Origin of the sequence: Lentzea sp. JNUCC 0626 (genome assembly GCF_043632865.1) — a bacterium.
Lineage (GTDB): Bacteria > Actinomycetota > Actinomycetes > Mycobacteriales > Pseudonocardiaceae > Lentzea.
Window position 1 is genome coordinate 6,586,655 of record NZ_CP171635.1, and the last position, 14,793, is coordinate 6,601,447.

Annotated in this window: 17 protein-coding genes; 8 read left to right on the top strand and 9 right to left on the bottom strand. The window is 68.4% G+C overall.

What is annotated here, in order from left to right:
• Window positions 1-9: 9 nt before the first annotated feature.
• The 4 genes from ureG to JNUCC0626_RS29945 are packed head-to-tail and all read right to left on the bottom strand — an operon-like array spanning window position 10 to window position 3,521.
• Window positions 10-672: an urease accessory protein UreG gene (ureG, locus tag JNUCC0626_RS29930; protein WP_394614082.1), complete on the bottom strand. Its 663-nt coding sequence runs from the start codon at window positions 670-672 to the stop codon at window positions 10-12.
• Window positions 635-1,246 carry an urease accessory protein UreF gene (locus JNUCC0626_RS29935; protein ID WP_394622128.1) on the bottom strand — a complete coding sequence of 204 codons (612 nt, stop codon included), beginning with the start codon at window positions 1,244-1,246 and terminating at the stop codon, window positions 635-637. The genes ureG and JNUCC0626_RS29935 overlap by 38 nt, the downstream gene beginning before the upstream one ends.
• Window positions 1,243-2,922 (bottom strand): urease subunit alpha, encoded by a 1,680-nt coding sequence (locus JNUCC0626_RS29940; RefSeq protein ID WP_394622129.1) that lies wholly within the window; start codon window positions 2,920-2,922, stop codon window positions 1,243-1,245. The genes JNUCC0626_RS29935 and JNUCC0626_RS29940 overlap by 4 nt, the downstream gene beginning before the upstream one ends.
• On the bottom strand, window positions 2,922-3,521 hold the full coding sequence (locus JNUCC0626_RS29945; RefSeq protein WP_394614083.1) for an urease subunit gamma: 600 nt from the start codon (window positions 3,519-3,521) through the stop codon (window positions 2,922-2,924). The genes JNUCC0626_RS29940 and JNUCC0626_RS29945 overlap by 1 nt, the downstream gene beginning before the upstream one ends.
• Window positions 3,522-3,665: 144 nt before the next feature.
• Between JNUCC0626_RS29945 and JNUCC0626_RS29950 the strand changes: the two genes are divergently transcribed.
• From JNUCC0626_RS29950 to JNUCC0626_RS29970, 5 genes are all read left to right on the top strand, one after another.
• Window positions 3,666-4,490 carry an ABC transporter ATP-binding protein gene (locus JNUCC0626_RS29950; protein ID WP_394614084.1) on the top strand — a complete coding sequence of 275 codons (825 nt, stop codon included), beginning with the start codon at window positions 3,666-3,668 and terminating at the stop codon, window positions 4,488-4,490.
• The gene (locus JNUCC0626_RS29955; RefSeq protein ID WP_394614085.1) at window positions 4,487-5,317 is read left to right on the top strand and encodes an ABC transporter permease; all 831 of its coding nucleotides are present in this window, start codon (window positions 4,487-4,489) and stop codon (window positions 5,315-5,317) included. The genes JNUCC0626_RS29950 and JNUCC0626_RS29955 overlap by 4 nt, the downstream gene beginning before the upstream one ends.
• Window positions 5,296-6,351 (top strand): sensor histidine kinase, encoded by a 1,056-nt coding sequence (locus JNUCC0626_RS29960; RefSeq protein WP_394614086.1) that lies wholly within the window; start codon window positions 5,296-5,298, stop codon window positions 6,349-6,351. Before JNUCC0626_RS29955 ends, JNUCC0626_RS29960 begins: the two co-directional genes overlap by 22 nt.
• Window positions 6,348-6,950, top strand: coding sequence for a response regulator (locus tag JNUCC0626_RS29965; RefSeq protein WP_394614087.1), 603 nt, complete (start codon window positions 6,348-6,350; stop codon window positions 6,948-6,950). Before JNUCC0626_RS29960 ends, JNUCC0626_RS29965 begins: the two co-directional genes overlap by 4 nt.
• Before the next feature lie 231 nt (window positions 6,951-7,181).
• Entirely contained in the window at window positions 7,182-7,976 is a 795-nt protein-coding gene (locus JNUCC0626_RS29970) for a hypothetical protein (RefSeq protein ID WP_394614088.1), read from the top strand.
• Window positions 7,977-7,992: 16 nt separating this feature from the next.
• On the opposite strand, the gene JNUCC0626_RS29975 is transcribed toward JNUCC0626_RS29970, so the two are convergent.
• Window positions 7,993-8,127 (bottom strand): hypothetical protein, encoded by a 135-nt coding sequence (locus JNUCC0626_RS29975; RefSeq protein WP_394614089.1) that lies wholly within the window; start codon window positions 8,125-8,127, stop codon window positions 7,993-7,995.
• Between the two features lie 128 nt (window positions 8,128-8,255).
• Here JNUCC0626_RS29975 and serC point away from each other — a divergent pair, with 128 nt between their 5' ends.
• The gene (serC, locus tag JNUCC0626_RS29980) at window positions 8,256-9,383 is read left to right on the top strand and encodes a phosphoserine transaminase (RefSeq protein WP_394614090.1); all 1,128 of its coding nucleotides are present in this window, start codon (window positions 8,256-8,258) and stop codon (window positions 9,381-9,383) included.
• Window positions 9,384-9,442: 59 nt separating this feature from the next.
• On the opposite strand, the gene JNUCC0626_RS29985 is transcribed toward serC, so the two are convergent.
• Genes JNUCC0626_RS29985 through JNUCC0626_RS30000 form a run of 4 tightly spaced genes read right to left on the bottom strand, consistent with a single transcriptional unit; the run spans window position 9,443 to window position 12,793 of the window.
• On the bottom strand, window positions 9,443-10,555 hold the full coding sequence (locus JNUCC0626_RS29985) for an ABC transporter permease (RefSeq protein ID WP_394622130.1): 1,113 nt from the start codon (window positions 10,553-10,555) through the stop codon (window positions 9,443-9,445).
• Window positions 10,556-10,584: 29 nt separating this feature from the next.
• Window positions 10,585-11,235 carry an ABC transporter ATP-binding protein gene (locus JNUCC0626_RS29990; RefSeq protein ID WP_394614091.1) on the bottom strand — a complete coding sequence of 217 codons (651 nt, stop codon included), beginning with the start codon at window positions 11,233-11,235 and terminating at the stop codon, window positions 10,585-10,587.
• Window positions 11,232-12,272, bottom strand: a complete 1,041-nt coding sequence (locus JNUCC0626_RS29995) for a peptidoglycan-binding protein (RefSeq protein ID WP_394614092.1) — start codon at window positions 12,270-12,272, stop codon at window positions 11,232-11,234. The genes JNUCC0626_RS29990 and JNUCC0626_RS29995 overlap by 4 nt, the downstream gene beginning before the upstream one ends.
• Before the next feature lie 8 nt (window positions 12,273-12,280).
• Window positions 12,281-12,793, bottom strand: a complete 513-nt coding sequence (locus tag JNUCC0626_RS30000; protein WP_394614093.1) for a hypothetical protein — start codon at window positions 12,791-12,793, stop codon at window positions 12,281-12,283.
• An 89-nt stretch (window positions 12,794-12,882) separates the two neighbouring features.
• On the opposite strand from JNUCC0626_RS30000, the gene JNUCC0626_RS30005 reads away from it, so the two are divergent.
• The gene (locus JNUCC0626_RS30005) at window positions 12,883-13,542 is read left to right on the top strand and encodes a response regulator transcription factor (protein WP_394614094.1); all 660 of its coding nucleotides are present in this window, start codon (window positions 12,883-12,885) and stop codon (window positions 13,540-13,542) included.
• Window positions 13,539-14,696, top strand: coding sequence for a sensor histidine kinase (locus tag JNUCC0626_RS30010; protein WP_394614095.1), 1,158 nt, complete (start codon window positions 13,539-13,541; stop codon window positions 14,694-14,696). Before JNUCC0626_RS30005 ends, JNUCC0626_RS30010 begins: the two co-directional genes overlap by 4 nt.
• The last annotated feature ends 97 nt before the right edge of the window (window positions 14,697-14,793 follow it).

The window sequence follows — 14,793 nt, forward strand, 5'->3', positions numbered from 1 at the left end:
GAGATTCCTTCACAGCCCCGCCAGCACCCACTTCGCGACCTCGGGCGCGTCCGGCGTCTCCACCAACGACTGCGCGATCACCGGCAGCTCCCCGCGCATCCGGTGCGCGTCGGAGATCATCACGTCCATGTCCGCGCCCACATGAGGCGCGAGGTCGACCTTGTTGATCACCAACAGGTCCGCGGTCGTCACCCCGGGCCCGCCCTTGCGCGGCACCTTGTCGCCGCCGGCCACGTCCACCACGAAGATCTGCCGGTCGACCAGCCCGCGCGAGAACACCGCCGTCAGGTTGTCCCCGCCGCTCTCGATGATCACCAGATCAAGCCCCTCGAACCGGTGCTCCAACCGCTCCACCGCGTCCAGGTTCGCGGTGATGTCGTCGCGGATCGCCGTGTGCGGGCAGCACCCGGTCTGCACCGCCTCGATCCGCGCCGGGTCCAGCACCCCGGCCCGCCGCAGGAAGTCCGCGTCCTCGGTCGTGTAGATGTCGTTCGTCACGACCGCCAACGACAACTGCGACCCCAAAGCGCGGCACAACGCGGCGGTCAAAGCGGTCTTGCCGCTGCCGACCGGGCCGCCGATGCCGATGCGCGGCGCGACCCCGTGGTGGTGCCCGTGCGGATCGGGTCCGTGGTTAGCTCCCAAAGAGACGCACCCCTTCACGTCGAACATGTGCCTCGGCCAACAGGTCCAAGGCAGGCGAACCCAGAGCGGGCAAAGCAGTGCAAGCCCGCGAAGCAACGTCCTCGACCGGCAACGAGGCCACGATCGCGTTGACACCGAACGGATCCAGCCCCAGCAACCGCACCGCCGCCGACGCAGGCCCGCTCACCGCCAGATAAGCGCAGGTCAGAGCAGCCTCAAAAGCGTCACCGACCAGCACCCCGATCACCAACGGCTGGTGCGGATCCCGAGGCAACGCGTCCAGCCGCGCCGAAGGCCACGCCCGCCGCGCCGCCCGCAACATCCCCCGCCCCTGCGCCCGCGAGGCCTCCCGCTGAGCCGGTGACGGCGTCCGGGCGTCCAACTCGGCGTCCAGAACCCCGAGATCCTCCCCACGAGCAGCCGCCGCAGCGAACCCGGCCGCCAGCAGCCCGGCCGTCACCAACCGGCCGTGCAGGAACGACCGCAGCGAGGGCTCGTCGACGACCAGCCGACGCGCGGCCGCCTCCTCCAGCCCGCCGGAGTGCACGTGCCCGCCGCCGGGGAACCGGGAGTCGGAAAGGATCAGCGCGGTCAGCATCAGAACAGGAAGTACCGTTGTGCCATCGGCAGTTCCGCCACCGGTGACGGTTCCACGAGGTCGCCGTCGACGTGCACGGCGAAGCTGTCCGGGTCGACCTGGACGTCCGGCATCGCGGAGTTCAGCACCATGTCCGCCTTCGACACGGCCCGCGTCGACGCCACCGGCAGCACCCGGCGCGCGTACCGCGACCCGATCCCGGCCTCGACCGCCTCAGGCGACACGAAGAACACCGACGACGCGGCACCCGCCGTGGCCCCGAACATCGGGCGTGCCCACACCGGTTGCGGCGTCGGGATCGACGCGTTCGCGTCGCCCATCTGACCCCACGCGATGAACCCGCCCTTCAGCACCACCGAAGGACGGACCCCGAAGAACTTGGGCTCCCACAACACCAGATCGGCGAGCTTGCCGACCTCGACGGACCCGACCTCGGCCGCGATCCCGTGCGCCACAGCGGGATTGATCGTGTACTTCGCGACGTACCGCTGCGCGCGCAGGTTCGCGTCCAAGGTCCGGCGCGACGACATCACGTGCGCCGTCTGCCAGGTCCGGATAATCACCTCGCCGACCCGTCCCATCGCCTGCGAGTCCGACGAGATCATCGAGATGGCGCCCATGTCGTGCAACAGGTCCTCGGCCGCGATCGTCGTCGGGCGGATCCGCGACTCCGCGAAGGCGAGGTCTTCCGGCACCGACGGGTTGAGGTGGTGGCACACCATCAACATGTCGAGGTGCTCTTCCAGCGTGTTCACCGTGTGCGGACGCGTCGGGTTCGTCGACGACGGCAGCACGTTCGGCAGCGACACCACGCGGATGATGTCCGGCGCGTGCCCGCCACCGGCGCCCTCGGAGTGGTAGGCGTTGATCGACCGGCCGCCGATGGCGTCCACAGTGGACTCCAGGAAACCGGCCTCGTTCAACGTGTCGGTGTGGATCGCGACCTGCACGCCGGACTCGTCGGCCACCCGCAGACAGGCGTCGATCGCGGCGGGCGTGGTGCCCCAGTCCTCGTGCAGCTTGAACCCGCCCGCGCCGCCGACGAGCTGCTCGCGCAGGCCCTCCAGCGAAACGGTGTTTCCCTTGCCCAGCAACAGAACGTTGACCGGCATGTGGTCCATCGACGTCAGCATCCGGTCGAGGTTCCAGGCGCCGGGCGTGACCGTCGTGGCCTTGGTGCCCTCGGCCGGGCCGGTGCCGCCGCCGATCAACGTCGTCAGCCCGGACGCCAGCGCCTCGTCGACGATCTGCGGGCAGATGAAGTGCACGTGGCAGTCGATGCCGCCGGCCGTCAGGATCTTCCCGTTGCCGGACAGGATCTCCGTGGACGGCCCGATCACCAGCGCCGGGTCGACGCCGTCCATCGTGTCCGGGTTGCCCGCCTTGCCGATGCCGACGATCCGGCCGTCCCGCACGCCGACGTCGGCCTTGACGACACCCCAGTGGTCGAGGATCACCGCACCCGTGATGACCAGGTCGGGAGCACCCTCGGCGCGGGTCGCGACGCCCTGCCCCATCGACTCGCGGACGACCTTGCCGCCCCCGAAGATCACCTCGTCACCGGAACCCGCCCCGCGCGACCGGTCCTCGGTGACCTCGATGAACAGGTCGGTGTCGGCGAGCCGGATCCGGTCGCCGACCGTCGGCCCGAGCAGTTCGGCATAACGCTCACGATCGATCACCGCTGCAACCCCCGCACAATCCGCAGCCCTGCCAACGGAACCAGCGTGACCTCGCGTTCGACGCCGGGCTCGAACCGCACGGCCGTCCCGGCGGCGATGTCGAGCCGGTAGCCGAACGCGGCGTCCCGGTCGAACGACAGCCCCGTGTTCACCGAGGCGAAGTGGAAGTGCGAACCGACCTGCACAGGCCGGTCGGCGACGTTCGCCACGACCAGCGTCACCCGCGGCCGTCCGGGGTTGAGCTCGACCGGCTCCGGCCCGACGACCACCTCCCCCGGCGCGGGCCCGGCGGACGGCGCGATCGGGTGGTGCACGGTGACGAGCTTGGTGCCGTCCGGGAACGTCGCCTCGGCCTGCACCGAGTCGATCATCTCCGGCACACCCCGCATGACCTGCTCGGGAGCGAGCACGGCGCGGCCGCTCTCCATGAGTTCGCTGACCGTGCGGCCGTCCCGCGCGCCCTCCAGCACGTGGTCGGTGATCAACGCGACGGCCTCGGGGTAGTTGAGCAGCACCCCGCGTTCGAGGCGGCGACGTGCCACGTCGGCGGCGACGTGCACGAGGAGCTTGTCGCGTTCATGCGGCGTCAGATGCACCCCGCCGTTCTAACACGCGGAAGCGCGCTTTCCCGGAGTGGAAACACGGCCGAAACACGACCGCGTGTCCACCGACCGGTTGACAACCGGAGTCAGCGGTGCGGTCGTCCCGCGCGGACCCCTCGAAAACGCAGGATTCACGACATGAACGCGATCCGAGTGAGGGGCCTCGAGAAGGCCTACAAGGACCACCAGGCGGTGGCCGGGGTGGATCTCGACGTCGCCCGCGGGGAGGTCTTCGCGGTGCTCGGCCCGAACGGCGCCGGCAAGACCACCAGCGTCGAGATCATGGAGGGGCACCGCGACCGCGACGCCGGCGAGGTCAGCGTCCTCGGCGTCGACCCGGCCAAGGGCGGCCGCGAGTGGCGGTCGAAGCTCGGCATCGTCCTGCAGAGCGCGACCGACGCCGCGACGCTGTCCGTCCGCGAGGCCGTGCACCACTACGCGCGGTACTACGGCAACCCGCGCGACCCGGAGGAGGTCATCGACCTCGTCGGGCTCACCGAGAAGGCGAAGTCCCGCGCGGGCACGCTCTCCGGTGGTCAGCGGCGGCGCCTGGACGTGGCGCTCGGCATCATCGGACGCCCTGAGCTGGTGTTCCTGGACGAACCGACGACCGGATTCGACCCCGAGGCGCGGCGCCAGTTCTGGGGCCTCATCAAGCTGCTCGCCTCCGAGGGCACCACGATCCTGCTGACCACGCACTACCTCGACGAGGCCGAGGCGCTGGCCGACCGCGTCGCCGTGCTCGCCGGTGGCCGCGTCGTCGCCGAGGGCACGCCGCAGACGCTCGGGGGCCGTGCGCACGCCGAGGCCACCGTCCGCTGGCTGTCCGACACCGGCTACCGCGAGGTCCTGACCCACGAGCCCACCAAGGTGATCGCCGACCTCTCCCGGCACGGCGAACTGGCCGAGCTCACCGTCACCCGCCCGTCGCTGGAAGACATCTACCTGGAGCTGATCAAGTGACCACCCCTGTGTTTGCTACGGCGGCTCGATCCAAGACCGCCGCCCTGCCGTCCGCTCTGACCCTGGGGTTCGCCCGCGGCGGCACCGAACTGCGGGAGTTCTTCCGGCAGAAGGAAAATCTCATCTTCACGATCTCGTTGCCGGCGCTGTTAATGCTGCTGCTCGGCACCGTGTACGTGCAGGAACCCGCTGCCGCGCAGATGTTCGCGGCCAGCATGATCGGCGCCGGCATCATCTCGACGTCGTTCGTCGGACTCGGCATGAGCGTCGTCGCCGACCGCGAGGACGGCACGCTGAAGCGCCTGCGCGGCACACCGATGCCGTTCTCGTCCTACTTCCTCGGCAAGATCATCCTGGTCTTCGTGTCGAGCCTGTTCGAGGCCGTGCTGCTGCTGGCCGTGGGCATCCTGCGGTTCGACGTCGAACTGCCTTCGAGCGCGGAGAAGTGGCTCACGTTCGGCTGGGTGTTCGTGCTCGGCGTGATCTCGTGCTCGCTGATCGGCGTGGCATTGAGCTCGATCGCGAAGTCCACCCGCAACGCCGCCGGTGTGCTGAACCTGCCGTACATCGTGCTGCAGTTCCTCAGCGGTGTGTTCATCATGCAGTCGGTGCTGCCCGAGTCCCTGCGCACGGTGGGTTCGCTCTTCCCGCTCAAGTGGGTGTGCCAGGGTTTCCGCTCGGTGTTCGCACTGAACGACGACTACGCGGTCATGGAGGCGGCGGGATCATGGGAGCTCGGCAAGATCGCGCTGGTGCTGGGCGCTTGGACGATCGTGGGTCTGGTTCTCGTCAGCAGGACTTTCAAGTGGAGCAACACCAGTCGCTGATCACCTGGTACGTGCTCTTCGCGGTCACCCAGGTCACCGCGCTCGTGCTGATCCTGATCGACAACAACACCCTCGCCGACCGGCTCTCGGCGGCGGGGCTGTTGTGCTTGAACGCCCTGTGGTTCCTGTTCTACGGCATGAAGCTGGTGCGCCGCAGCCACGACGACTGGCAGGGCTTCGTCTACGCGGCGGGCTCGCTCCTGACGTTCGCGCCGGCGGTGTGGTTCAGCGGTAACGCGACCTTCGCCCTGTTCGGCCTGGTCCCGCAGATCTACATGGTGCTGCCGGTCGCGTGGGCGTTCGTGCCGATGGTGATCTTCGTGTTCACGCCGCAGGTGCTGACCTGGCTGGCGGGCGCCGTGCCCGCGCTGGAGTGGCCGGCCGCGATGCTGATCGCGGGCTTCTCGCAGGCGTTCGGCTGGGCCATCGGCCGCATGTCCGACCAGAGCAGGCAACGCGCCGAACTGCTCGACAAGATCGAGGCATTGACCCTGGAAGCCGAACGCGCCCGTTGGGCCGCCGAGATCCACGACACGCTCGCCCAGGGCTTCACGTCGATCATCACGTTGCTGCAGGGCGCGCAGCCGAACGTCGACCTGGCGTTGCAGACCGCCCGCGAGAACCTGCGCGAGGCCCGCGCGCTGGTCGCCGCGAACGCACCGTCGCCTTTGGACGGTTCGTCGTTGGAGGACGCGTTGCGGCGCTTGGTGTCCGGGGTCTCCCTGCCGTCGACGTTCCGGGTGATCGGGGACGTCGTGCCGCTGGCGACCTCGGTCGACGTGGTGCTGCTGCGGACCGCGCAGGAGGCTTTGCACAACGTGGCGCGGCACTCGGAGGCGACGCGCGTGGACGTGACGATGAGGTTCGACTCCGACGGCATCTCGCTGGAGGTGCGCGACGACGGCCGCGGCTTCGGCGACGCACCCGAAGGTTTCGGCCTGCGGGGCATGCGTGCGCGACTGGAACAGGTGGGTGGGACGCTCTCGTTGTCATCCGACGAGGGGGCGTCAGTGCTGGTGGAGGTACCGCTGTGATCAGGATTCTGCTGGTGGACGACCACCCCGTGGTGCGTCAGGGGCTGCGGGGGATGCTCGTCGGGGACGATCTCGAGGTCGTGGGGGACGCCGGGTCGGGGCAGGAGGGCATTGAGAAGGCCGCGCTGTTGAAGCCGGACGTCGTGCTGATGGACCTGCGAATGCCCGAAATGGACGGTGTGGCCGCTACCGCTCGGATCGTCGGGACCGGGCCTCGGGTGCTCGTGCTGACCACCTACGAGACCGATTCGGACATTCTTCGCGCTGTGGAGGCCGGGGCGTCGGGGTACCTGCTCAAGGACTCGACCACCGAGGACCTGATCGCGGCGATTCGGGCGGCGGCTCGCGGGGAGACGGTGCTGGCGCCGTCGATGGTCGCCAAGGTCGTGGGGCAGGTGCGGACGCCGCCGTTGTCGGCCCGGGAGGTGGAGGTCCTGAAACTGGTCGCCAAAGGGATGTCCAATGTTGAGATCGGGCGGAGTTTGTTCATTTCTGAGGCGACGGTGAAGACGCACTTGTTGCGGGTGTTCAACAAGCTCGGGGTGTCGGATCGCACAGCAGCGGTCACTACGGCGATGGATCGCGGCATGCTCCAGTAACTCTGCGGCGCGACGTGTACTGCACACAGGTGAAACACGCGCAGCCGTTCGAGCACCCCGAATAGATCGACCGAGGGTCGGCGCGACAATCTGCTCACTCGACGAGCAGCCGTCACCTCTGCTCGCGACATCGGCCGGAGGGCACGGATGCTGCGAGAGATGATTCTGTTCTTGGAGGAATTCCTCCGGGGCCATGGTCCACCTGCGGTCGCCAGGGCCGCCGTTGGCCTGATGACCTTCGCCGTCCTGCTCGGCGCGGTCCTCGGCAGCACCGCGGTCAAGGCAGGCGCCCTCGTCACCGCCATCCTCCTCATCGTCGTCACCGGCATCGCTCTGCTGACCCGCCGCAGGGCGGAGCGGCGCGAACTCGAAGATCACCGGGACCTGGTGTCCCAGTACTGCAAGTTCATCAACGACAGATGGCCCTCGTTCCAGGTCATCGACTGGGAGGAGACCGCCGTCATCGGCGAGCGGGGCGACACGCACAGCAAGTTGAAGATCAGGCTCAGGGCGATCCGCGACGACGTGCGCTTCATCCGGCTGCGGTTCAGTTGCGGATGGCCGCAGCCGTCGCGGTACCGGCGACGCGTCCGGATGACCGTGCGCAACCTGCTGGTCGACGGATCCCCGGGAACCACACTGCGCACGACGGTGTCGTGGCCGCGGGCGGGTTCAATGGCGGCGATCGTCCATTTCCACACGCCTCTGACCACGAACTCCGAAGTGTCTTTCACCATCGAGTTGACGTGGCCGAAGAAGTGCGCACCGCTGTTGGAAGGCGCACCGGATGAGTTCGGAATGATGTTCTGGGAGCGGGCCTGCCGAATCACGTACCGGGTTCAGCTGCCGAAAGGCGCAGAAGCGTACGTCGAACCGATCGGGAAGACGGAGGACTTCACCGGAGTCCGACTGCGCAGGAAAGTCGATGACGACGGCAGGGAAACGATCATCTGCCAGCTGTCCGATCTGCCGATCCGCCACCGCGCCGGCATGCGCTTGCAGCTCAAGGAAGCGCGTCGTGCTTAGCGCTTCTACGAGCAAGTCACCACTCGTCCTCGTCACAGGTGCCACCGTTGCCGCCTAGGGCCGCGCACAACCTCGTCACGAACGCCCTCCGCTCTCCTTGTGGGGTCGCGGAAAGGTAGTAGAAGGTCATGCCCGGCGCGACTCGGTTCACCGAGCGCTCCCAGTGACCCAGGACACCCGGCTGTCACCTCCGGTACACCGGCCTGCAACACTGTGAACTCCGGCAACGGCGCCGGTCAGGTCCCTGAAGCTCGTCAATCGCCCCGGAGGCGTGACCACATGACCCAGACCGCCGATCCGACCTCGTTGGTGCTTCCCGCCGAGCTCAAGCCGTCTGACGGCCGCTTCGGCTGTGGACCGTCCAAGGTGCGTCCCGAGGCCGTTGCGGCCCTCGCGTCCGAGGGTGCCGCGCTGCTCGGCACGTCGCACCGGCAGAAGCCCGTCAAGAACCTCGTCGGCCGCGTGCGGTCCGGTCTGCGCGACCTCTTCCAGTTGCCGGACGGGTACGAGGTCGTGCTCGGCAACGGTGGCACGACGGCGTTCTGGGACGCGGCCAGCTTCGGCCTCGTGCGCGAGACGGCCCAGCACTTCACGAACGGCGAGTTCTCGTCCAAGTTCGCGAAGGTCACGCAGACCGCGCCGTTCCTGAAGGACTCGCTGGTCACCAAGGCCGAGCCGGGCACCACTCCCGAGCTGTTCTACGCCGAGGGCGCCGACCTGGTCGGGTGGGCGCAGAACGAGACGTCGACCGGTGTGGCGATGCCCGTGACCCGCATCGAGGGTTCCGGTGACGCGCTGATCGCCATCGACGCCACGTCGGCCGCGGGTGGCCTGCCGGTCAAGGCCGAGGACTTCGACGTCTACTACTTCGCGCCGCAGAAGTCGTTCGCGTCCGACGGTGGCCTGTGGCTCGCGCTCATGTCGCCGGCCGCGCTGGCCCGCGTCGAGGAGCTCAAGGACCGCTGGGTACCGGAGTTCCTGTCGCTGCCGACCGCGCTCGACAACTCCACGAAGGACCAGACGTACAACACGCCGTCGGTCGCCACGCTCTTCCTGTTGGCGCACCAGATCGACTGGATCAACGGCAACGGTGGCCTCGACTGGTCGGTCGCGCGCACCAAGGACAGCAGCGACCGCCTGTACTCCTGGGCCGAGAAGACCGCGTACACCACGCCGTACGTCGAGAAGGCCGCTGACCGCTCGCAGGTCGTCGGCACGATCAACTTCTCCGACGACGTCGACGCGGCCGTGGTCGCGAAGGTGTTGCGCGCCAACGGCATCGTGGACGTCGAGCCGTACCGCAAGCTCGGCAAGAACCAGCTGCGCGTCGCGATGTTCCCGGCCATCGAGCCGAACGACGTCACGATCCTCACGCAGGCGATCGACTGGGTCGTCGGCCAGCTCTGACGCCACCCGCAGAACAGCAACCTGGGGCGCACCGACTTTCCGGTGCGCCCCAGGGCTTTTCAGGCAAGTGCTTCCGTGGGCGACTGCCGGGCCGCCCGCACCGCGGGATAGACGCCGGCGATGGCGCCGATGAGGATCGCCGAACCCACTCCCCCGAGCAGGGCCGGCCACGGCAGTGCCGCAGGCCATTGCTGGCTGATCGAATATCCGGCCGTGACCGCGATTCCCACGATCACGCCGACCAGCCCGCCCAGGCCTGACAGCAACACCGACTCGGTCAGGAACTGCCACCGGATCTGCCGGCGGGTCGCCCCGAGCGCCCGCCGCAGACCGATCTCCCTGCGGCGTTCCAGCACCGAGATCACCATCGTGTTCGCCACGCCGACGCCACCCACCAACAACGCGACTCCGCCCAAACCCAGGAACAGCGCGTTGTAGGAACTCTCGGCCAGCTGCTGCGCCTCCAGCGCCTCAGACGGCCGGGAAACCTTGACCTCGTTGGACTTCTGCGGGTTCAGCGTCGGGCCGAGCAGGTTGCGGACGTTGTCCACCTGGTCCGGCGACGTGCGCACGTAGACCGTGTTCGCGTGGCCCTCGAACCCGAACGCCTCCTTGGCCGCGTCCCAGCCGATCAGCGCCGACCTGTCGATCTCCGGCGAGAGCGGCAACGGCCCGAGGATGCCGACGACCGTGAACCACTGCCCGTCGATCCACAGCTGCACGCCGGGCTTGTCGATCCCCAGGCGCGACGCCGCGGTGCCCCCGAGCACCACCGACTTCTCGCCCTTCGACAGCCAGCGGCCCTCGCGGACCTCGGCGTTCAGCACCTTCAGCAGGTCCTGCTCGGCCGCCTGCACCTGCAACCCCAGCGTGTCGCTGGACGGCACGAGGTCGTTCTTGCGGACGCTCGCGCTCAGCTTGCCGGTGGCGCTCGCCGCCGACACCGCCCCGATCCGCTTGGCCATCGGCACCGCGGTCTCCGGCAGCTTCGCGTCCTGGCCGAAGAAGTCCTGACCGGGCGCGGCGGTGAGGAGGTTGGTGCCCAGCTTGGACATCTTCTCCTGCAACGCGGCCGCGCTCGACGCGGGAATGCCGACGACGGCGACCACGGCGGCGATGCCGATCGCGATGCCCAGGGCGGAGAGGATCGCGCGGATCGGCCGGGTCTTCATGCCGAAGAACCCGAGGCGTAGCAGGTCGATCACACGATCACCCCGTCGCGGACCTCGACCTTGCGAGGCGCCCACGCCGCGATGTCCCGGTCGTGGGTGATCATCACGATCGTCGTGCCGTCGGAGTTGAGGCTTTCCAGCAACTCCAGCACCCCGGCGCCGTTCTTCGTGTCCAGGTTCCCGGTCGGCTCGTCGGCCAGCAGGATGCCCGGCGTGTTCACCACGGCCCGCGCGATCGCGACCCGCTGGCGTTCACCACCGGACAGCTCGTGCGGCTTGTGCAGCGCCCGGTGGATCAGGCCCACTCTGTCCAAAGCGGACATCGCCATCGCGCGCCGCTTCGAGCGCGGCACACCGGCGTAGACGAGGCCCGAGGCCACGTTCTCGATCGCGGACAGTCCGTCGGTGAGGAAGAACTGCTGGAACACGAACCCGATCGTGCGCGCTCGCAGGGCCGACAGGGCGTTGTCCGACATCACCGAGACGTCGTTGCCGTCGATCTCGACCTTGCCGGCGGTCGGCTTGTCGAGCGTGCCCATCAGGTGCAGCAGCGTCGACTTCCCCGAGCCGGACGGTCCCACGATCGCGAGCATCTCCCCGCCCCCGACGGTCAGGGAGACGTCGCGCAACGCCTGCACACCGCCGGGATACGTCCGGCTCGCGTGGTCGACGGTGATCACTCGGTGGTCACCACCTTCATGCCTTCGCGCAGGCCCTCGCCCTGCACCTCGACCTGGCCCTTGGCGAAGATGCCGACGGTCACCGGGATGGTCTTGCCGTCGTCGGTGACGAGGCCGTAGCCGCCCTCGTTCAACGCGAGCAGCGCGCCGATCGGCACGGCCAGGACGTTCTGCTTCTTCGTCACGGTGAACAACGCGGTGACGTTGCCGGTCTCGACGCCCTCGGCGGCCTTGGGGTCGTCGACGGAGATCGTCAGCACGATCTTCGGCTTGGAGCCCTGGTTCGGGTCACCGGTGGTGCGGGTGATGCCGTTGATGGTGCCGGTGGCGGTCTTGCCGCCGGAGATCGACAGCTCGACCTTCTCACCCTGCTTGGCGAGGCGCTGCTTGGCCTGGTCGAGTTCGACGGTCACCGCTCGTTCGGTGCCGGTGACCTTCATCAGGTCGCCGCCGGCGGGTGCGCCGAGCTGGGCGGTCAGCGACGAGACGCGGATCGCTCCACTTTGGACGACCACGTCGCCGGCACCGAGCTTGCCGGTCTGCTCCAGGCCGTTCGCCTTCTGCCACTTCTTCAGCGCGGAGGCGGTGTACGAGGTGAACTTCTCGTCGGGGGCGCCGAAGTCCTTGAACCCCAGTGCGGCGAGGTTCTCCTCCACCACCTTGACGTCCGGTCCGTTCGACATGCCCGCTTCGAGGTCGCGGTAGAGCGGCATGTCGGCGTAGAACAGCGGCACCGGCTTGGCGTCCGAGTGGAACACCGGTTTGCCCCGCTCGATGACATCGCCCTGTTTCGGCAACGCGGTGACGGTGCCACTTTTCCGGCTGGCCAGCGCTCGTTCCGCGCCGTAGCCCAGCTGGCCCGTCACCGACTGCTGGTCGGCCAGGTTCACCTTCTTCACGGGGGCGGTCTTCGACGGGTCGTTCTGCAACGGGGCGGCGTTCGCCTGATTGGACGCGACTCTGGTGAGCACCACGACCCCGCCGGTGCCGAGCACCACGGCGGCCACGAGTGCGGCGATGAGGATCTTCCGGTTCACGTGGCGCTTCATCCGGCCGGCCTCACAGCGACCATGCCCTCGCCCATGCCGCAGTCCTTCATGTCCTGCTTGACCTTGTCGTCGGACATGTCGGGGAGTTCCTGGATCTGGCCCGATTCCACGCCACCGCCGTCGAAGTTCGGGTCGGGCCAGTCGTGTCCCTTGTCCCGCATGCACTTCGCCTGCTGACGCATCTTGTCCTGCTCCTCCGGTGACGGCGGCTTGAACTCGCCACCGTTGGGCAGGTGCTTCTTGCAGGTCTCGTGGGCCGCGTTCATCTTCTCCATGTCCGGGGCGCCGGCCTCGCCGCCGCCGTCGGCGGGCATGGCCTCGATCATCACGCCGCCGCTGCCGTCGTCCTTGGGATCCGGCATGTTCACGCCGTTGTCCCGCATGCACTTGGCGAACGCGAGCATGTCGCCTTTTTCGTCCTTCTTGCCGTTGTCGGCCGCCTGGTCCTTGGACCCGCAGGCGGTGAGCGCCAGCAGCAGGCCCAGCAGCACCGCGATGGTGGATTTCATGGCGACAGGTCTACGGAGGCGGCCATTCGGGTGCGTTAAGCGAAAGGCCTTATCCGGCGCTTATGCCCTTTGCGCGGAAAATAGGTGTCATGCGTGTGCTGGTGGTCGAGGACGAACAGCTGCTCGCGGACACGATCGCCGAGGGACTGCGCAGGTTCTCGATGGCGGTCGACGTCTGCTACGACGGCGAGGCGGCGCTGGAACGCGTCGGGGTGCACGCGTACGACGTCGTGGTGCTCGACCGCGACCTGCCGCTCGTGCACGGCGACGAGGTGTGCAAGGCGGTGCACGCGACCGGCGGCGAGGCTCGGGTGCTGATGCTGACGGCGGCCGCCGAGATCGACGACCGGGTGGCCGGGCTGGGGCTCGGCGCCGACGACTACCTGACCAAGCCGTTCGCGTTCGCCGAACTCGTGGCCCGCGTGCAGGCGCTGGGCCGGCGGGCCCGTCCCGCGTTGCCGCCGGTGCTCGAACGGGCAGGGGTCACGCTCGACCTGCCGCGGCACCAGGCGTCGCGGGACGGGACGTTCCTGCCGCTGTCCCCCAAGGAGTTCGCCGTGCTGGAGGTGCTGATGCGGGCGGAGGGCACCGTGGTGAGTCCCGAGGAACTGCTGGAGAAGGCCTGGGACGAGCACGCGGATCCGTTCACCAACGCCGTGCGGGTGGCGGTGATGACGCTGCGCCGCAAGCTGGGCGCGCCGCAGGTCATCCAGACCGTGCCCGGCGCAGGCTACCGGATCGGCTCGTGAAGCTCCGGACCAGGCTGACGGCCTGGTACGCCGGGGTGTTCCTGATCGCGGGCGTCGCGCTGATCGGCCTGAACTACTGGCTGCTGGAGAGGTTCGCGCCGGTGGACGCGGGCATCGCCGTCTCGCGCGCGATCCCCACCACGGAACTGGGCGAGGTGTACCCCACCTACTCGGACTTCACGGCGGTCGAGGCGGCCCAGCTGCCCGGCGACACGCTGGTGGTCTCCGGCGCGGAGGCCAAGGCCGAGGTGATGAGCACGGTCCTCTGGGGATCGGTCATCGCGTTGCTGGTGGCCGCCGTGTTCGCCGTCTGGCTCGGCTGGGTCGTGGCCGGGCGCGTGCTCGAGCCGTTGCACTCGATCACCTCGACCGCGCACCGGCTGGAGGCCGAACGCCTGGACCAGCGGATCGAGCTGGACGGCCCGCCGGACGAGCTCAAGGAGCTCGCGGACACCTTCGACGGCATGCTCGACCGGCTCGCGTCGTCGTTCGACAGCCAGAAGCGGTTCGTCGCGAACGCCTCGCACGAGCTGCGCACGCCGTTGGCCGTGCAGCGGACGCTGATCGAGGTGGCCGTCGGCGCGCCGGACGCGACCGAGGACATGCGCCGTCTCGGAGCGCACCTGCTCGACACGAACGAACGAAGCGAGAAGCTCATCGACGGGCTGTTGCTGCTCGCTCGCAGTGACCGGGGGCTCGCCACGCGTGAGCTCGTGTGGCTGGACGAGGTCGTCGAGGACGAAGTGGAGTCGTGTCGCGCGTTGGCCTCGGAGAAAAAGGTCACGTTTGAGGTTCGGACTCGCAGGTATCTGGTGGACGGTGATCCGGTCTTACTTGCCCAGCTCGTCGGCAACCTGTTGCGCAACGCTCTTCTGTACAACAAACCTGGCGGAACGGTGACCGTAGAACTTGATCAAGAACTGATCGTTTCCAACACCGGCCCCACCGTGCCTGCCCAGGCAGTACCCGGCTTGTTCGAACCCTTTCGACGTCTCCGCGATCGCACGGGAACCGCCGGATCGGGCCTCGGACTGTCGATCGTGCAGTCCGTCACGCGCGCTCATCAGGGCTCCGCGAAGGCTCGTCCGAACGGGGGAGGCGGGCTGGTGGTCCAGGTGAACCTTCCGGAAACGGGCGTGCGACAGGCCTCGTGAACTGGCAAGATCACGTAGAGATATCGGCGAGCCTCCCACTCGTGGACCGCTCGTTGTCCTAACGTTGTCTGCTGGCGAGGTGCGAATTCAGGGAGGC